The sequence below is a fragment of the Citrobacter braakii genome, from assembly GCF_009648935.1.
In the GTDB taxonomy this organism is placed as follows: domain Bacteria; phylum Pseudomonadota; class Gammaproteobacteria; order Enterobacterales; family Enterobacteriaceae; genus Citrobacter; species Citrobacter braakii.
Map to the genome: position 1 here is coordinate 4898998 of NZ_CP045771.1, position 18494 is coordinate 4917491.

The following is an 18494-nucleotide window of genomic DNA, read 5'->3' on the forward strand; positions in this document are numbered from 1 at the left end:
GCTACTGGTAGTTCAGTGTCCAGGTCCCGCTGGCGCTGAACGGACCGTATTCGAGAGACTGATTTTTTATCGCCGACGGCTCTGCTGCGACCCACGCCCAAAAATTTAGCGTCATCGAGCCTGCAGTTATCTCTTTGACTGACGTGCTCTCATCAAGGCGAATTGCCGTGCCGTCCTCTTCGCTCATCCCAATACCGATCCCTGTCGCGCCGCCCTGTTCACTGCTATCCAGCGCCAGATGATCGTCCAGTTCAGCATCCTCACTACCACTGAAAGTGACCGAGATCCCGCGAAAAACCTCGGGGTTGCAGTCGCGTAGCTGAATGCTGAATTTTTCCGGCTTACTGCGCCCCGAAAGATAGAGATCCTGCGTCGCGATTTGCCCGAAATCGACCTCGATTTTGTCGCCTCCTGGTGCCAGGCTGCAGGCCAGCGCTCTGATAGTGCCGTGAAAATACATATCACCGCCGACCAGTTTGGTGTCGGCCTGCGCCATGCCGCCAAGCAGTAACACGCCGATCGCGAATAACGCCGAACATCTCATGGCATCCCCCTACTGAAACTGCGCAACAACGGTGGCAGAGGCTTCAAACTCACCTTCCTTAACGCTTCCCACGCCCGGCTTTGCCACCGGTGCAGCGGTGAGATTCCAGTCGCCCTGATTCTGGTAAAAACCTTTCACGTTATAGAATTGATTGGGCACGACGGTGCCACCGCTCTCGTCTTTAAGCATAATGCCGAGATCATCGCGCTTTTGTCCGCCGCTCAGCGTGCCGAGGAGATGATCGTTGAACCCCGCCGTGCCTGACGCCGTGGTAGTTTGTACGCCAAGATTAATGTTCAGCGCGCCCTGATCGAAGCTGCCGCCTTCACAAACAACATGAATGGGGATCGACTTGCTGTAGTTAGTGCCATTGAGCCGGGCAGCGGATCCTGGCAGATCGCCAAACTCAATACTGATTTTGTCTCCCCGGTTGAAGGTGCATTTGTCCGGTACGGTAATCAGCCCGGATTTAATCACCACACGGGAAATCGCCGTAGTGGGCGTAGGTCCCGCGCTCCCCATGCGCCCGGCAACCTCCACCAGCGATTGGGAAGTGATATTGATGCCGTTGATAATGGGTTTAGTGACAATAAACGTCACTTTCCCTTTTGAACCACTTTCAACGTTAGTGGCGCGCGTGTAGCCCTTGCGCTTTTTGCAAGTGTTATTGCTGTTGCGGTTTGAAACGTTGGTAAAAGGCGCCTGAACATACTGTTTATAGCCCCCGGCAACCCACACCTGCACTTCCACATCCAGATACTCGTTTAGCCGAAAACGGTTCGCCCCCTGATTTGAAGGCGGCATCGTAGTCGTGGTGGTGTAGTAAATCGGCGACCGGGAGATGTCAGCCTGCTCGCAATAGAAATTCACCACATACCAACTGCCCAGATTCCAGGTAAACGGATCCGTTCTGCCACCCACGTGGTTTTTACTGACATCCAGCGAACTCAGTTCGATATCGTACTGATGCGGCGACCCGCCCTCCGGCTCACCTTCCCCCTGTGTAAATGCCTGCCCGGCCAGTGGACAGCCAGCCAGGGCAACCCACAACAGCGCTTTGCGTAATACGCTCATAGATACTCCAGCTTAAGTCTCACCAGGCCGTTAAATTCTCCGGCAGTCACCTCTGGCCCAAAAGATTCCAGCGTGGCCAGAAAGTGAATGGCGTTATCGCCTGGTTTGAGGATCCACATCCGTTGCGGTTGGTTCAGATGGATCAGCTGATTACGCTCGGTCAGTAGCCGAATGCCCGCGCCGCGCACATCACCACGAATACGCCCCAGGTCACTGTTTTCCGGCGCGCCTTCGGCCATCAGCGTCATAGAAACGCCACGTTCCACCGTGCTGTGCGCCAGCTCAGGCATTTCGCTGGTCTGCCCGGGGAAATCCCTCAGGGTATGACCAGAGCCCTTTAAGCAGCCGTTCAGGTACAGCGTGACCAACACCGGTTCGCTGCGATCGCCGCCCTGGCGAAACCGACTGGCGGAAATATCACCAAGATTGATGGTCTGATCGCGTGAGGCCATATCCAGCACGCACGGCGACACATAGACCCGGCCATGAAAGCGGACGTTGCCATACTCACCGGACACGTTGCTCATATCCTGGCGGCCGCTGGTGGCCTGAACCTGCCAGGCCATGCCCGCCATCAGCAGGGCGCAAAGCATCTTTTTCATTTACGATTCCTGTTACCGGGGCTGTTGCTCCATCGGCAATGCTTTACATACATTGCCTGTGCAGCTGAATTTCAGTTCGGGATGACCGCCAAAATCGTTCACGTACATCATGCTGAACTGGCTGACGCTGCCGTCCGTGACGCTGAAATCGAGAGAGGATTTTGGTGAGACCATAACGCCGGGGAAGTCGGTCAATCTGCCGCCTCCCTGCGCTTCTGGCTTGCGGCTTAAGCCGATTAAGGTGACGAAGTAAGGCGTTGGGTTATCCACACTCCAGCGCTGGCCCTGCTTGTGAAAGACCAGTTGGTTTTGCCACACGGCGCCCGGCGTTTCCGGCACAATGGCGGCCGGACGGTAGAACAATTTGATGCGCGACTGCATCGCCAGTTGCAGCACGTTCGGCTTATCCGGTTTAGGCGGAATTTCACGTACGTTCAGGTAGAACAAGCTCTCGCGATCCTGCGGCAGGGCGTTGATCCCGCTGGTTTTCGTCACGCGGGCAATTCCCTTTTGCCCGCCGTTAATTCGTTGCAGCGGCGGTAAGACCATTAGCGGCGAGGTAATTTTTGTTCCGTTGGCATCTTCCACCCACGACTGAGCCAAAAACGGAATGCTCGGGCTGGTATTGGTTAAGTTCGCACTGACTGAGCGCGCATCACCAGTGATGATCATGCGGGTACGGTCGAGCGCAATACCCGCCCATGAGGTGTTGATCTCTGCAATCAAAAGCAGGCCACAGGCCACGGGTTTAAGCCAACGCTGCACGGAGTAAAAAGCTTGATTATTCATGACAAAATTCATTCAGGTTATTGAAATTATTCACAAGGCAACAGCACGTTACCTTCCGGGTTGATTTGTTGTGGCACCTGTAAGTGGCACTGCGCACGGCCAGCCCAGGCAACGGAAAGACGCTCAGCCGGATTCACACCCGCAATCCAGGCCATACCGTTTTCCATTACCATGGCGACGCTAACGCCGTTAGCGTTAAACACTTCGGCGCCAAACGGCGGTACCGAACCATCCTTCAGGCGCAGCAGCGCCATCATTTTTTGCCCCTGCGCCACGGCAAAATGCTGGTAGCCAATCGCACCTTCCGTCAGGGTGTTGGTCACGATGGCTTTAGTCGCGGAAATGTCCTCGTCCATTGCGTCCACATCGATACGGGTATCAAAGCTGTGATAGCTAACGACGTCCGGTACGACGGCAATACCGAAGCGGTTTGAGTGCGCCTGTTCGCCGTTCAGCGGCACGTTCGCCACCCCGTCGGTATCAACCATCACCCTGGCGGTATTCATCGACGCCTGGCTGTTGTGCAGCGCCGCACCGTGACGCGTCGCGGTAAAACCGCCGCGCATCGTGCCGCCAACGGAGAAATAACGTGATTGCTGCCAGCTGACGTTAGATTCCAGTTCCGCCATCATGCTGCGGTGCTTGTAATAGCCATCAAACGCCGTACGCCCTTCACCGGAAACCCCTGTGCGCAAACGCCACGGATTGTTACGGTCGCGGTTATCGGAATACGAAACCATCTGGCTGGTCTGGTTGCCGCTGTTCTGCAATTCGTAATCCATTGAGCGGCCATCGCTCCATGGCACCGAGATTGAAAGCGAAAGACTGTCGTCTCGTTTGCCCTGATACTCAGAGCGGTAAGCCGCAACGTTGGCGCTGATCCCCTGGATGCCAGCAAATGAAAAGCTGTGCCCCATCGATAATCCGTAACGATCCTGGGAACCGCGATCCCAATAGTTCTGGTGGGTATAGGTCAGGTACAGCGTGGTCGCTAATAGTGGATCGTCAGCAAAGAAGGTTTTGTTGCCGGTGATGGTGTACATCTCTTTTTCGTTGCCGGCACTGTTGTTATTTTCATACTGCTCGTCGAGAAACTGCGAGAAAGTGCGGAAGTTACGCTGTGAGAAGCGGTAACCGGCAAAGGTGATGGCACTGTTGTACTCATCAAAAGTTTTGGCGTAGCTGAGCTTAAAAGACATGCCTTTTTGTTCAGCCTGATGCTTTACCCGACTCACGGATTGCGTCGCATCAGCCGACAGCGCCCCCAGCCAGCTCAAGTCCCGCCCAATCCCTATCGACCAGGCGTTATAGCGATCGCCAGTGAGCAGCACGCCGCCGTACAGCGACCATGCATTGCTGACCCCCCATGAGAAATCACCGCTATAAAACGCAGGCCCCTGAACGTCGTGGTTATAACGCGATGGCTTCCCGACCGCGGCGTTGTAGCGCACATAGCCTGGGCGCGTCAGGTAAGGAATATCGGCTGTATTGACCTGAAAAGTGTGTACGCTGCCATCCTGCTCCTCGACGCGAACATCCAGCGTGCCGCGTACCGAACCGTGCAGATCCTGAATATTAAATGGCCCTGCAGGAACGGTGGTTTGATAGATAACACGGCCCTGCTGACTGACGGTAACCTTCGCATTGCTGCGGGCGATGCCGTGCACTTCAGGCGCGTAGCCCTGCAAATTCGGTGGCAACATACGCTCGTCGCTGGCGAGGTTAGCCCCGGTGAAACGCACCGAATCAAAAACCTGAGAATTCAGGTAGATTTCGCCGACCGTCAGTTTTGCAGCCTGCATCGGCAACGGTCGATAGGCATAGATCTGATCCCAGTCGATACGGCCGCGATTATCATCCGAAGCGTAATTGGCCTGATACTGGCCACGAAATCGCCACGCGCCGAGGTTAAAACCTGTCTGCCCATAGCCAGACAGAGAGCGATAACGATCGCCGCCCTGTTCATAATGTGTGGCCTGGCCCGAGACGCTGTAGTCAAAAATCAGCCCCGCGACGCCGTTATCCCAACGCTCCGGTGGCGTCCAGTCTGGATCGGTATATTTCATCCACGCCTGAGGCACGATAATGTCCAGTACGCCTGCGCTATTATTCAACGCCACACCCGGCAGGCGGGAAATGTCATAGCAGGTCGCGCTAATCGGATGAATATAGGCCAGCGCTTCTTCTTTGAGCGCCAGTAATTCGAGTTGTTGCGGGGTCAGACATGCCATGGATTTATGCGGGTTGGCAGGATCGACGATATAACGGATCGACTGCTGTGGAATCTCCTGGCTGTTAATACGAACATCCAGCAGATATTCTCCGGGAGTCACAAAGTTGCCTTCGGAAAAACGCTGCAAATCGACATTGTGCCTGTCGCTGGCATCCAGTACGTCGGTATTAAATTCAATGGCCTCATCCGCTTCAGCCCATGAAGAGGCACAGACCAGAGCAATAAAAAGCGCCAGACGTTTTTTATCTGTTTTCAGCGTGATCATTTTCGTTCGCAAACCTTCAGATACCCGAATTGCAGTGCAGCTCAGAGATAATTCACAACAAAATGCGTGACCGCAGTAAATTCGCCAGATGTCATTCTTCCGTCGCGGGAGATCAAATAAGCCGTAAAATTGAGCGTGTTTTTCCCTGGATTAAGCACATAGTCCGGTGATGGCTCACCCAGATGAATTTGCTGTCCGTTGCTGTCATATATTTCTATCGCTAAATTTTCAGTTTCCGATTGCACGCTTAGATAATCAGGATTGTCACTATCCGGTGCACCAGAAAAGGTAATATTGGCGCGTTGAAACAGATTCCCGGGGTGTTGAGAATCCCCTAATGAACATCCCAACAAATGAATGCTGAAATCATGCGCTGATACTTTCTCTGGTTTTCCGGAAATATCTCTGGCTGAGAGATCATCAAATTCAACCAGTAGCGACCGGTCGCGTGGATCGACATAACAGGCAGCCTCAATAATATTTCCGCGCATGCGCATTTTGCCGGGCGTACTGACAAGACGATTGGTGTCAGCCAAAACCCATGCAGGCGATATGAAGATAAAAAGCAGTAAAATTCGCCATCCAGGCATCACCGCATTTCCTTTCAGTTATTCGCAGGAAGGGTTAAGCAGGCGCGTTAATGCGCCTGCTGCAGATCGTTACTGGTAGTCGATCTGGAAATTAACGGTAGATTCGAAATCACCTGGGGTTACCGCGGCAGATGCGTTGTTTGCCTGCAGGTAAGCGACGAAATCAATGTCGGTTTCACCATCGGTAATGTTGACCTGAGAGGCGGCTTGGCCCCATTCCACGTCCTGGTTGCCACTGTCAATCATACCGATGCCCGCACCCTTTGCAGTACCAGAGGTGAACGCAGCCAGCGCGTTGTTGTCTGTATCAATCGTTGCCGGGGTATAAGTCACAGTGGCTGTTTTCGCGACGGTCGTATCACAGCCCTGCAGAACGATTTTGGCATGCTTAACGCCAGCACGTTGGTTGTCTTTTAACTGAGAAGTTGGGATCTCACCAAAATTAACCTGTACCGGGCTGGATTCTGGTGCCAGACCACATGCGGAATTAACCAGAGAACCGGTGAAGTGAATTTTACCGTTAGTCGGTTCGACATTTTTTGCAGCAAAAGCAGAAGAGGCAGTAAAAGTCATTCCCGCCATCAGCGCACAGGCCACAGCCACGTTTTTCATTTTCATATTACTACTTAACCTTATATCTGTTTTTTAGTTATTCCGAAGATCTATTTCCGCAGATAATTTATGTCCGGGAATCCTGATCTGCAGGTGGCGGTAGCGCATATCCTTGCAAACAATCCATCTCAAGCCGCCCCGTATTTTGAACTTCATTGGTATTCCATCCGAAATACCGTCCACAGTTGTTTACGCTGTTTCGGGGCTTATATTAAGTCGACGGGAAAATGACACAATGCAAAAATCCGGTATTAATCAAACTCAGGGAATCATGTTGTCACACTGTCTGCAGAGCGATCGTTTACCTAAAAAACCGCCAAAAATCACGACGTATCCAGTGTTAATATCTATCATTCAGCATTTTTATAGAGTTTTTATCTATCAACTATTTTTTTATTTAGCCAGAACAACAGGCAAAATGTATTTATGAAATTTTTGTAAAAATGAAATTGGATATCAAAAGCGAGTAATGACAATAAGATAGTGAAAGAGAGGAAGGAGAAAAGAGGATTCTATAAGAGATATTAAAATATTGTTATATAAATATTAATAAAGCGATCTATGGTACAACCATTTTTTATAAATGAATTATGTTATGCTATTGCTTCACCCACTCGAATGCGAGATATCCTGCTTTAAAGGAGACATCAGTGATTTCTCATATACCAATAAACAAAATTAAATCCGTAATTATTGGTGATGGCTTAGTTTTCAGACCACATAAAAATACCCTAAAAGACCTGGCATCTGGTGAAATGGCCACATTGAATAATGTGGCAACACAATTACTGCTCTATTTGTTGCAAAATGGTAAAGAGATATCCTCGCGTGATGAAATTCTGCTGAATGTTTTTCAGCATAATGGCGCCAGAGCGACGGATGCGAATCTCAATCAGCACATTTCATTTCTGCGCAAAGCAATAACGTCTACGGGTCATCCTGCAGAACTCATCGTCACAATTCCGCGGATGGGATTTCGGATGGGCGACGCTAATATCAATATTCAGCAACTGGAAGAAGCGCAAGCTCCCGCCAGAATTACCAATGTTGCATCGACGCTCAACAAAAAGAAACAAAGCCGTTGGCCTGTCGCGATAACCGCGTTAATTACCGGTATCGCCGTGCTGGCGACAGCGTGGTTAACATGGATTCCCAATGAAATCGCCATGACGGACGCGACTATCCTGCGGACTATCGACTATGAACAATGCCGAGTACATATATTAGGAAACGCCCTCACCGATACCATAACCGAAAAGAAAGCGCTGGATATTTTCAAGTCCGTGGGCATTAACCCCGACTGTTCGTACCCAAAAGATCTGTATCTCAATACCTGGGCGAGCAACCATAATCTGGTTGAGTGGTCGTTTGCCGCTGAATGCGGGCTGAACCTCGGCTATTACCATTGCATCAGCCAGTATCGCCATCATGAGGAATGATATGAAGCAAGAAAGCGATCACTCTCCTTTACTATGGTCAGTCGTGATTGCCATTTTTGGGCTGGCGGCTATCGCTTTTTTTATTATCGCCGGGAATGCGAAAAAACAAGAAATCAGTTTTTCCTGCTCCTCGGAATTCACGTCGATACTCGACATCCAGGATACAAAAAAGGTACTCCATGGAATAATGCTGATTACCAGCTACAACTCCGGACACCTTTCATTGTCAGTACAAGGGAAACTCAAAAGTGATGATGGCGAGTTTGCTGTGAACCGAAAACTGTTCTTTCGCTATGCCCGACCACTCGGCCATACCGCCGGTGTTTTCATGCTCACTCCCAACGGACGTGAAAAATCCCCCGATGATGAAGCAACGGATGCAGTCGATTATCTCTTCTTCGACGCTTACGAACGTGCCGACAAGCTGTATATGCTAAAGCACTTGAATGAAGAAACGGTGCTTATCGGCGATAACTTTTCCCCCCGTTTCGCCTGCGTGATGAATCACTTCGCAGGTTGATTGCCCCTGGATATGCGTCGGGTTAAGGATGACCTGATGTGTTGCCTGCCCGATAGCACGGACGTGGTCGATAAAGTGTGATGATGAGATTATTATTGTGGCGGGCTAAAACGACGAAAGCCTGAATCATTTCTGATTCAGGCTTTCTGAATAGTGGCGGAATGGACGGGACTCGAACCCGCGACCCCCTGCGTGACAGGCAGGTATTCTAACCAACTGAACTACCACTCCGCGTTGTGTTCCGCTTGGGAACGAAGCGAATATTACGGATTGCCTCACGCCTCGTCAACGCTTTTTCTCACGTTTTTTAATCGTTTGCTGCAAAAATCACCCGAATGGTCATTTCCATACGGAAAACGTACAAACTATGCCCGCCAGAGGCAACTTCCGCCTTTTTTCTGCACCAGGTCAAGGCGCGACTCATGGGCCGCTAACTCTTCATCAGTGGCGAAAACAACGCGTAGTTTGCTGGACTGTCGCACAATACGCTGGATCCCCGTGTCATTCTGCTGCTGGCTGTCACCTTCCATTGAGAACGCCATCGTGGTCTGCCCACCGGTCATCATCAGATAAACGTCGGCCAGAATCTGGGCATCGAGCAATGCGCCGTGCAGGGTTCGCTTACTGTTGTCTATTTCATAGCGTGAGCATAACGCATCAAGGCTGTTGCGCTTGCCAGGAAACATTTTCCTCGCCAGCGCCAGGCTATCGGTAATTTTGCAGAATTCGTTTGTCTTCGGAATATCCCGCCTGAGCTTAGCGAATTCGTAATCCATAAAGCCGATATCAAACGATGCGTTATGGATGACCAGCTCCGCACCGCGGATGTAGTCGAGAAACTCATCGGCCACATCGGCAAACGTAGGTTTATCAAGCAGGAATTCGTCTGCGATTCCGTGTACACCAAACGCTTCCGGGTCCACCAGCCGATCCGGTTTCAGGTAAACGTGGAAGTTAATCCCGGTCAGGCGGCGGTTCACCACTTCAACCGCACCGATCTCAATGATCTTGTGGCCTTCGTAGTGGGCGCCAATCTGGTTCATACCGGTGGTTTCGGTATCGAGGACGATCTGTCGTGTAATTCCAGTGCTCATAACGGTCATTTATGTCAGACTTATCGTTTGATTTCGATTTGCTAAAACAGGAAGTCTACCAGAGATGCTTAAACAGGTAGAGATTTTCACCGATGGTTCTTGCCTGGGAAATCCAGGGCCAGGTGGTTATGGGGCGATTTTACGCTATCGCGGGCGCGAAAAAACCTTTAGCGAAGGCTACAACCTCACCACCAATAATCGCATGGAGCTGATGGCGGCAATCGTTGCGCTGGAAGCCCTGAAAGAACAGTGTGAAGTGATACTCAGCACGGACAGCCAGTATGTGCGCCAGGGCATTACGCAGTGGATCCACAACTGGAAGAAGCGCGGCTGGAAAACAGCAGATAAAAAACCAGTGAAGAACGTCGATCTGTGGAAACGTCTGGATACCGCGCTGGGGCCGCATCAAATCAAATGGGAATGGGTTAAAGGCCATGCGGGCCATCCGGAAAACGAACGCTGTGATGAGCTTGCGCGCGCTGCTGCAATGCGTCCCACTCAGGATGATATTGGGTATCAGGCTGAGGCTTAAACGTCTGGTTTACGGTATTGCCGGGTTGCGCCAACGGCCTGGCGGATAGGCGTTTTGCTTTTATTTTGTTTCATCGGGTTGAGCGTAAGCGGAATGGTTCGCTTACGCGCAACCACCAGTTGCAAACAGCCCAGCGCAGGGATATGGGCGCTTAACATTTTCCCGCCCTTCTTGTTCCAGGGCAGGACATGAAAACGGCTGTAGTGCAGTACTTCAAAATTCAACAATGAGAGCCAGTCCAACTGCCGCATGAGGGTAAACATCCGGCTGTTGTAGGGCGATGTTTTACGCAATACGGGCACCAGTTTACGCAATCCCATCAGACTTACCGGGTTAAAGCCGCTCAGAATCAACCAACCGTCATCAATAAGCACGCGATCGGCTTCATGCAGTAAGCGATGTGGATCGGAACACCACGGTAGCGTATGAGCCAACAAACAAACATCCACGGACTTATCGGCAAAGGGCAGATGTAAAGGATCGGCAGTCACCTGCATGGGAGCGCCATGCAAAGAAACATTTACCTGATGAGAAACCGCGCACGCTTCAGAATTGATTTCTGCGCTTAAATTACCAATCTTAAGCAGATGAAATCCGTACATTTTTGCGAACCACGGGTTAAGCTGATGCTCCAGCGCCTGACGATAGTGTTCGCCCCAGGGCAAATCATCCCAACTAACGGGCGCTACGACAGTTTGAGGGATCCTTGCCGGTTTCATCACAACCTTCCGTTACGCATTGAGAGGTAATCTATGAATCTTAACAGTATTCCTGCATTTCAGGACAATTACATCTGGGTCCTGTCGAATAATGACAAACATTGTCTGATTGTGGACCCGGGTGAAGCAGCACCTGTTCTGAAAGCTATTGCAGAACATAACTGGGTTCCCGAGGCCATTCTGCTGACACATCATCATCAGGATCACGTGGGCGGCGTGAAAGAACTTCTGCAACATTTCCCACAAATCGCGGTATACGGACCGGCTGAAACGCAAGATAAGGGAACGACGCATATAGTCGAAGATGGCGATACTGCTCTCGTTTTGGGGCATGAATTTACGGTAATTGCTACGCCGGGTCACACTTTAGGACATATCTGTTACTTTAGCTACCCTTACCTGTTTTGCGGCGACACGCTCTTCTCCGGTGGCTGCGGTCGGCTTTTTGAAGGCACAGCATCTCAAATGTATCAATCACTTAAAAAACTAAACGCACTTCCTGACGATACATTGATTTGTTGCGCACATGAGTACACATTAGCAAACATGAAGTTTGCCTTAAGCATTCTTCCGCACGATCCGTTCATAAATGAATATTATCGTAAAGTTAATGAGTTACGCGTAAAAAAACAAATGACACTGCCCGTAATTCTGAAAAATGAGCGACGAAATAATCTTTTTTTAAGAACGGAAGATATTGATTTAATTAATGAAATAAATAAAAAAACAATATTGCAACAACCTGAAGAGCGTTTTGCCTGGTTAAGGTCAAAGAAAGATACGTTCTGACAATTGCGGGTTGCCTTTTGAAAACTTCGCCGTTATGATCGGTCGTCTTTTAAGCAACTATTGACACACACATGAAGGCAAAAGCGATATTACTCGCCTCTGTCCTGCTTGTTGGGTGCCAGAATACTGGTAACGTCCAACAACACGCACAGAGCCTTTCTGCAGCTGGTCAAGGGGAAGCAGGAAAGTTTACAAGTCAGGCGCGATGGATGGACGACGGAACATCTATCGCTGCTGATCAAGATTTGTGGGCTTTCATTGGTGACGAGCTAAAGATGGGAATTCCGGAAAACAACCGGATTCGCGAACAGAAACAGAAGTATTTACGCAATAAGAGCTATCTCCACGATGTAACTTTACGGGCAGAGCCGTATATGTACTGGATAGCCGGGCAGGTTAAGAAACGTAACATGCCAATGGAACTGGTACTACTACCCATAGTGGAGAGCGCTTTTGATCCTCACGCAACGTCTGGCGCCAATGCCGCAGGTATTTGGCAGATCATTCCGAGCACGGGGCGCAATTATGGTTTAAAACAGACCCGCAGTTATGATGCACGTCGCGACGTTGTGGCTTCCACCACCGCCGCACTGGACATGATGCAGCGTCTGAACAAAATGTTTGATGGCGACTGGCTGCTGACCGTTGCTGCTTATAATAGCGGTGAAGGTCGTGTCATGAAGGCAATTAAAACGAACAAAGCCCGTGGTAAACCCACTGACTTCTGGTCGTTGCCATTGCCTCAGGAAACGAAGCTATATGTGCCAAAAATGCTGGCATTGAGCGATATACTCAAAAACAGCAAACGCTATGGCGTGCGTCTGCCAACAACAGACGAAAGCCGCGCGTTGGCACGTGTTCGCCTGAGTAGCCCAGTTGAAATGGCTCAGGTTGCCGATATGGCGGGTATTTCCGTCAGCAAGCTGAAAACCTTCAATGCAGGCGTGAAAGGCTCCACGTTGGGTGCCAGTGGTCCGCAATATGTGATGGTGCCAAAGAAGCATGCAGAGAAGCTGCGTGAGTCTCTGGCCTCAGGCGAAATTGCAGCCGTGCAGTCAACGTTGGTTGCGGATAACACGCCGCTGAACAGCCGTAGCTACAAAGTTCGCTCTGGCGATACGCTTTCTGGCGTCGCTTCACGTCTTGGCGTGAGCACCAATGACCTTAAGCAGTGGAATAATCTGCGCGGGTCATCGCTGAAAGTAGGCCAAAATCTGACGGTGGGCGCTGGTACCAGCGCACAGCGACTGGCGAACAACAGCGATAGCATCACCTATCGTGTGCGTAAAGGCGACTCGCTCTCGAGCATTGCCAAACGCCACGGGGTTAACATCAAGGATGTGATGCGCTGGAACAGCGATACGAACAATCTGCAGCCAGGCGATCAGCTAACGTTGTTTGTGAAAAACAGCGGTATGCCGGACTCCTGATAGCATTGTAGAAATGAAGGCACTGGTTTCCCCCCAGTGCCTTTTTTATTTATCCCGCTTTATGTGCTTCAACCATTATCGTGTCGCTGGTAAACGAGCCATCTTCCTGTAACGCAAAATAGGCTTTCACTTCCGCAGAAGCACTTTGTTGGTATACACGGATCGCGTCGCTCAACGCTGCAGGCGTACGCATCCGCGCCACCCACGAACTGAACTCCAGCGGCAGACGATCGGTTAACAAGGTATCGGCAATCAGATTGGCGTCATTGATTAACGACAGCCATTCTCCGCTGGAATAGTTGCGTACGTGCGAGGTATCGCGTAATGCCTCCACAGTTTGCAACCAGATGTCACGTACAGGATGGCCTGGCGACATCACATCCATCACAATCAGCACGCCGCCGGGCTTCAGAACGCGGTTCACTTCTCGCAACGCACGCCCGACATCATGCCAGTGATGCGCGGAATAGCGGCTAATCACCACGTCAAATACGTTATCTTCAAACGGCAGGCTTTCAGCATAACCCTGCCGTGTGGCGATATTCTCCAGACCTCTGTCCTTTGCCGCTTCAGTGACCACGTCAAGCATCTGCGACGATAAATCATATGCCACTACCTGCTTTACGTATTGCGCGGCCACAAAGCTCGCGTGCCCCGCTCCGCATCCCATATCCAACACACGGGCCTGCGGAAATGCCAGCAACCTTTCCCCCAGACGTTGCAAGTCACGACCAGAGGCGTGCACCGCACTGGTTAAGTAGGCATTAGCCTGAGAGCCAAACTGTTTTTCGACGTTGTCATGATGAGAGCGTGTTGTCATTGTGTTGTCCTTCGGTTGTTGTGAAATATGAAGGGCAACCATCACAGGCCTGCCCTACGGCAGACCTGACACACCGTTATTGTTCAGGTTTGCCGGGACTGAATTCAACGAGTAGCGGGTTGTGGTCGGAGGCGCGGGTGACCAGCACAGAGGCCTCACTCACGTTCAGACCGCGATAGAACACAAAATCGAGAGGACGACCAAACGCGCGGCGGCGCTGATCGTCGGTAAAGCGCACCTGGCGCAGCGACATTTCACGCGCAAAGCGGTACAGCGCATTCATCCGTCGACGGCTCCAGGCATTAAAATCGCCGGCCATAATCACCGGACCGCTGTGATGAGCAATCTGATCGCCAATGGGAAGTAACTGCTTACTATAGACATCAACGCCAAGGCTAAAGTTAACCGCGTGGATATTCACCACCATTAACAACCGAGAGTCAGGCAACGGGTACACCGTCACCAGCGCCGATTTCGCCAGCCGTAAAATAGGCTCACGCTCGCGCAATGGGCAGCAGTAAACTGGATGGGCGGAGGAGAGTGTCATAACGCCAGAGGGGTGCTGAGGCAGCACAAAGGCGGGAACCTGGTCGGCAGCGAGATAGTTAGTGGTCGCAAACTGCACCAGTTCTGGCGTGGTTTGCGCTTCCTGCAATAACACCAGATGCGCGTCTTTACCAAAATTCTTCAGCACCGACTGCCATTCTGCTCGCTGCTGTTTAAAAATATTCCATACCAGCACGCGAATGCGATCTTCACTGCTCAACGGTACGCCTGCGGGTAATGCCTGGCCAATATGCGCAAACGAGCCCGGCGGTAAAATCCGCTCGGCGGGTTGTCCGGCAACATAACGCATGGCATAGGTGTTTTTTCGCACTTTAGACTTTCAAACCTCTGTAACGTCAACCAGTCCGCAGCCGGACTGGTTCTTCTGTTATAGGGATTTTAGCACTCACTTTCAACGAACAATTGCAGTTTGTTTTGTAAGTAGGCGCTTACATCAATGATTTACCCTAGAGCAACGCGTGTGGACTTATCAAGACGGCCGCTCAGCCCCATCAGCAGGAAAGCCACCAGAACAATAAGTGCGCCAATCCATGGTGTCTGCGCCAACCCATAATGCTCGACCGTTTGTCCGCCAATCACGGAACCCAGTGCAATACCAATGTTAAACGCTGCAATGTTCAGCCCTGACGCCACATCAACAGCATTGGGCGTAAATTGTTCCGCTTTCTGTACCACGTAGACCTGCAACCCCGGTACGTTACCGAAGGCAAAGATCCCCATCACCAAAATGGTAGCCAGCGCGGCGTACTGCGTGGAAGCCGTCAGTTGGAAGACCATCAGCAGAACAAACAGCGCGGCGAAAATGAATTTCAATGCAGGAACCGCACCATGCTTATCCGCCAGCTTACCGCCCCAGATATTGCCGATAGCGACTGATACGCCGTAACCCAGTAAGATCCAGCTCACCGCTGCCGGGGAGAAGCCCGCCAGATCCTGCATCATCGGTGCCAGGAAGGTGAAAGCCGTGAACACACCACCGTAGCCCAATGCCGTAACGGCGTAAATCAGCAACAGACGAGGATGAGTCAGCACTTTCACCTGGTCGCGAATGCTGGCGGCCGCTCGACTAGGAATGTTAGCCGGGATCAGCAGTTGACTACTAATCAGCGCAATCACGCCTAACATTGATACTGCCAGGAAAGTCTCACGCCAGCCAAAGTGCTGGCCGATAAACGTACCCAGCGGCACGCCCGTGACCAGCGCCACCGTTAAGCCACCGAACATAATAGCGATAGCGGAAGCCGCTTGTTCTTTTGGCACCAGACTTGTCGCGATAGTGGAACCAATCGAGAAGAATACGCCGTGAGCCAGCCCTGTCAGCAGACGGGCGACAATAAGTGTCATATACCCGGGTGCCTGCCATGCCAGTAAATTCCCCGCCGTAAACAGGACCATCAGCGCGACAAGCAGCTGTTTACGTGGCAGGCTTCCGGTCAGAGCGGTCAGCACTGGTGCGCCAATCGCCACACCCAGCGCATAGATTGAAACCAGCATCCCGGCAGAAGGTAACGAGATCGCCAGTTGTTGAGCGATGGTCGGCACCAGGCCAACAATCACAAACTCAGTCGTGCCAATAGCGAAGGCACTTATTGTTAGTGCAAATAAAGCGAGAGGCATAAATAACTCCGTAACATCAGTAATCAGATGACACGCAGTATGCCGGGATGCTTTAATAACAAAAATATCTAAAATCTCAATATAATTTTGCGTCAGGTGCAAAAATGAAAGCAACCTCTGAAGAACTTGCGATTTTTGTGGCCGTTGTGGAAAGCGGCAGCTTCAGCCGGGCGGCAGAACAACTCGGTCAGGCTAATTCCGCAGTCAGTCGGGCAGTAAAAAAGCTGGAGATGAAATTGGGTGTGAGTCTGCTTAATCGAACTACCCGACAGCTAAGCCTGACTGAAGAAGGAGAACGCTACTTCAGGCGTGTGCAGCAGATACTGCAAGAGATGGCAGCAGCAGAAACGGAAATCATGGAGTCGCGCAATACCCCGCGCGGCCTGCTGCGTATCGACGCGGCAACGCCGGTGATGCTGCATTTCCTGATGCCGCTAATCAAACCGTTCCGTGAGCGATATCCTGAGATGACGTTGTCTCTTGTCTCCTCAGAAACGTTCATCAATCTTATTGAACGAAAAGTGGATGTCGCAATACGAGCAGGTACGCTGACTGACTCAAGCCTGCGTGCGCGTCCGTTGTTTACCAGCTATCGTAAGATTATTGCCTCACCGGACTATATTGCCCGTTTTGGCAAGCCCGAGACCGTCGAACAGTTAAAGCAGCATCTGTGTCTGGGGTTTTCCGAACCCGTTTCACTCAATACCTGGCCGATTGCCCGTAGCGACGGACAGCTCCATGAGGTCGAATGTGGGCTTTCTTCCAACAGCGGGGAAACGTTAAAACAGCTTTGCCTGAGCGGCAATGGTATCGCATGTCTTTCAGATTATATGATTGATAAAGAGATCGCGCGGGGAGAACTGGTAGAGCTGCTGGCCGATAAACGTCTGCCGGTAGAAATGCCTTTCAGCGCCGTTTACTACAGCGATCGTGCGGTCAGTACACGCATTCGGGCATTTATAGACTTTTTAAGTGAGTATATAAGAACAGCTCCCGAAGGAGCTGTGAAAGAGGGTTAAAGGTACAGAGGGTCGGGCAATTAATCCCAATCAGGGGCCAGGCCTTCCGGGCTGACCAGACGATCGTTGCAGTCCAGTGCCGCGATCGCTTTTTTATCTTCAGTATCCAGATGCAGGTCCAGCGCCAGCAGGTTGCTTGCCAGGTTTTCACGCTTGGTAGATGAAGGGATCACGGAGTAACCTTCATCCATTGCCCATGCCAGAATAACCTGCGCCGGGGTCGCGTTATGTTTAGCGGCAATGCGTGCAATCACTTCATCTTTTAGCGCCTTACCGTAAGCCAGCGTCATGTAAGAGGTGATGTGGATACCGTGCGCTTTAGCCCAGTCAACCACCTTACGACTCTGCAGATACGGAGACAGCTCAATCTGGTTGGTCGCGATATTGTCTGCACCTACTGTAGCAATGGCTTTTTCCATCAGCGGAATAGTGAAATTTGAGACACCAATTTCGCGAGTCAGCCCCTGCTCTTTCGCTTCAAGCAGCGCCTGCATAAACTCTTCAACGGATACCGCATCGCCCGGAGATGGCCAGTGGATCAGCGTCAGATCGACATAATCCGTACGCAGTTTCTTCAGACTTTCTTTCAGACTTGGGATCAGTTTGTCTTTGCTGAGATTTTCAATCCAGATCTTGGTGGTGATGTACAACTCGTTACGCGGTACGCCACTTTCGGCAATCGCCTGACCAACAGCCGCTTCATTTTCATAGATTTGCGCAGTGTCGACAGCACGGTAGCCCAGCTCAAGCGCCGTTTTGACAGAAGCGATAACCACGTCGTCTTTCAGGCGAAACGTACCTAAACCAAATGCAGGGATAGTCATAGAATTCCTCTTTTTAATCACTATGTTCGTTAACTGAGAGGATTATGACCATCAGTTCTTTGCCGAAAAAGAGTGAAAAATGCAGAGGATTTTTGCGGATTCAGCAATAATTAAATCGCTGGAAAAGAAAAAGCCCTGAGCGTTAGCTCAGGGCTCTTAATAAGTGGCGGAACGGACGGGACTCGAACCCGCGACCCCCTGCGTGACAGGCAGGTATTCTAACCAACTGAACTACCGCTCCACCGAATTTCTTTGTCACTACCCGGATTATTCATCCCGGTTTACTGCAATTTGATGCCTGGCAGTTCCCTACTCTCGCATGGGGAGACCCCACACTACCATCGGCGCTACGGCGTTTCACTTCTGAGTTCGGCATGGGGTCAGGTGGGACCACCGCGCTACAGCCGCCAGGCAA

Annotated in this window: 19 protein-coding genes, 2 tRNA genes and 1 rRNA gene; 6 read left to right on the forward strand and 16 right to left on the reverse strand. The window is 51.2% G+C overall.

All coding sequences use genetic code 11. The annotated features are described in order from the left end of the window. Position 1 precedes the first annotated feature (1 nt). The 7 genes from GFC06_RS23115 to GFC06_RS23145 form a co-directional block, all read right to left on the reverse strand. Positions 2-544, reverse strand: coding sequence for a fimbrial protein (locus GFC06_RS23115; RefSeq protein WP_049270861.1), 543 nt, complete (start codon positions 542-544; stop codon positions 2-4). Between the two features lie 9 nt (positions 545-553). Beyond that, the gene (locus GFC06_RS23120) at positions 554-1618 is read right to left on the reverse strand and encodes a fimbrial protein (protein ID WP_016155754.1); all 1065 of its coding nucleotides are present in this window, start codon (positions 1616-1618) and stop codon (positions 554-556) included. After that, positions 1615-2220: a fimbrial protein gene (locus tag GFC06_RS23125; RefSeq protein ID WP_019076065.1), complete on the reverse strand. Its 606-nt coding sequence runs from the start codon at positions 2218-2220 to the stop codon at positions 1615-1617. Before GFC06_RS23125 ends, GFC06_RS23120 begins: the two co-directional genes overlap by 4 nt. Positions 2221-2232: 12 nt before the next feature. Beyond that, complete coding sequence (locus tag GFC06_RS23130) at positions 2233-3009, reverse strand: fimbrial biogenesis chaperone (RefSeq protein ID WP_046275745.1); 777 nt, start codon at positions 3007-3009, stop codon at positions 2233-2235. Positions 3010-3035: 26 nt separating this feature from the next. Then, positions 3036-5507, reverse strand: a complete 2472-nt coding sequence (locus GFC06_RS23135) for a fimbria/pilus outer membrane usher protein (RefSeq protein ID WP_153690712.1) — start codon at positions 5505-5507, stop codon at positions 3036-3038. A gap of 41 nt (positions 5508-5548) precedes the next feature. Further along, complete coding sequence (locus GFC06_RS23140) at positions 5549-6097, reverse strand: fimbrial protein (RefSeq protein WP_019076063.1); 549 nt, start codon at positions 6095-6097, stop codon at positions 5549-5551. Positions 6098-6166: 69 nt separating this feature from the next. Further along, on the reverse strand, positions 6167-6715 hold the full coding sequence (locus tag GFC06_RS23145) for a fimbrial protein (protein ID WP_016155749.1): 549 nt from the start codon (positions 6713-6715) through the stop codon (positions 6167-6169). Positions 6716-7464: 749 nt separating this feature from the next. Here GFC06_RS23145 and GFC06_RS23150 point away from each other — a divergent pair. Together GFC06_RS23150 and GFC06_RS23155 are read left to right on the forward strand one after the other, a co-directional pair. Then, on the forward strand, positions 7465-8148 hold the full coding sequence (locus GFC06_RS23150; protein ID WP_227021093.1) for a winged helix-turn-helix domain-containing protein: 684 nt from the start codon (positions 7465-7467) through the stop codon (positions 8146-8148). A gap of 1 nt (position 8149) precedes the next feature. After that, positions 8150-8668: a hypothetical protein gene (locus GFC06_RS23155; RefSeq protein WP_016155747.1), complete on the forward strand. Its 519-nt coding sequence runs from the start codon at positions 8150-8152 to the stop codon at positions 8666-8668. A gap of 154 nt (positions 8669-8822) precedes the next feature. Here GFC06_RS23155 and GFC06_RS23160 read toward each other — a convergent pair. Further along, positions 8823-8899 (reverse strand) — tRNA-Asp (locus GFC06_RS23160). A gap of 134 nt (positions 8900-9033) precedes the next feature. Beyond that, positions 9034-9762: a DNA polymerase III subunit epsilon gene (gene dnaQ, locus GFC06_RS23165; protein WP_194831207.1), complete on the reverse strand. Its 729-nt coding sequence runs from the start codon at positions 9760-9762 to the stop codon at positions 9034-9036. 64 nt (positions 9763-9826) lie between these two features. Here dnaQ and rnhA point away from each other — a divergent pair, with 64 nt between their 5' ends. Beyond that, positions 9827-10294: a ribonuclease HI gene (rnhA, locus tag GFC06_RS23170; RefSeq protein WP_016151805.1), complete on the forward strand. Its 468-nt coding sequence runs from the start codon at positions 9827-9829 to the stop codon at positions 10292-10294. Here rnhA and GFC06_RS23175 read toward each other — a convergent pair. Beyond that, entirely contained in the window at positions 10291-11013 is a 723-nt protein-coding gene (locus GFC06_RS23175) for a class I SAM-dependent methyltransferase (protein ID WP_153690714.1), read from the reverse strand. The two genes, rnhA and GFC06_RS23175, sit on opposite strands and share 4 nt — an antisense overlap. A gap of 33 nt (positions 11014-11046) precedes the next feature. Between GFC06_RS23175 and gloB the strand changes: the two genes are divergently transcribed. Beyond that, positions 11047-11802 carry a hydroxyacylglutathione hydrolase gene (gloB, locus tag GFC06_RS23180; protein WP_153690715.1) on the forward strand — a complete coding sequence of 252 codons (756 nt, stop codon included), beginning with the start codon at positions 11047-11049 and terminating at the stop codon, positions 11800-11802. A gap of 71 nt (positions 11803-11873) precedes the next feature. Continuing rightward, on the forward strand, positions 11874-13232 hold the full coding sequence (gene mltD, locus GFC06_RS23185) for a murein transglycosylase D (RefSeq protein ID WP_047498509.1): 1359 nt from the start codon (positions 11874-11876) through the stop codon (positions 13230-13232). Positions 13233-13281: 49 nt separating this feature from the next. Here mltD and GFC06_RS23190 read toward each other — a convergent pair whose 3' ends face one another. The 3 genes from GFC06_RS23190 to GFC06_RS23200 form a co-directional block, all read right to left on the reverse strand. Next, complete coding sequence (locus GFC06_RS23190; RefSeq protein ID WP_049271174.1) at positions 13282-14052, reverse strand: class I SAM-dependent methyltransferase; 771 nt, start codon at positions 14050-14052, stop codon at positions 13282-13284. Between the two features lie 76 nt (positions 14053-14128). Next, complete coding sequence (locus tag GFC06_RS23195; RefSeq protein WP_047498513.1) at positions 14129-14929, reverse strand: endonuclease/exonuclease/phosphatase family protein; 801 nt, start codon at positions 14927-14929, stop codon at positions 14129-14131. Between the two features lie 131 nt (positions 14930-15060). After that, complete coding sequence (locus GFC06_RS23200; protein WP_153690716.1) at positions 15061-16236, reverse strand: MFS transporter; 1176 nt, start codon at positions 16234-16236, stop codon at positions 15061-15063. Positions 16237-16340: 104 nt separating this feature from the next. On the opposite strand from GFC06_RS23200, the gene yafC reads away from it, so the two are divergent. After that, entirely contained in the window at positions 16341-17255 is a 915-nt protein-coding gene (yafC, locus tag GFC06_RS23205) for a DNA-binding transcriptional regulator YafC (protein ID WP_049282726.1), read from the forward strand. A gap of 20 nt (positions 17256-17275) precedes the next feature. Here the strand turns inward: yafC and dkgB are convergent, their stop codons facing one another. From dkgB to rrf, 3 genes are all read right to left on the reverse strand, one after another. Then, the gene (dkgB, locus tag GFC06_RS23210; protein WP_049282727.1) at positions 17276-18079 is read right to left on the reverse strand and encodes a 2,5-didehydrogluconate reductase DkgB; all 804 of its coding nucleotides are present in this window, start codon (positions 18077-18079) and stop codon (positions 17276-17278) included. A 164-nt stretch (positions 18080-18243) separates the two neighbouring features. Continuing rightward, positions 18244-18320: transfer RNA gene (locus tag GFC06_RS23215), tRNA-Asp, on the reverse strand. A gap of 55 nt (positions 18321-18375) precedes the next feature. Then, positions 18376-18491, reverse strand: a 5S ribosomal RNA gene (gene rrf, locus GFC06_RS23220). Positions 18492-18494 lie beyond the last annotated feature (3 nt).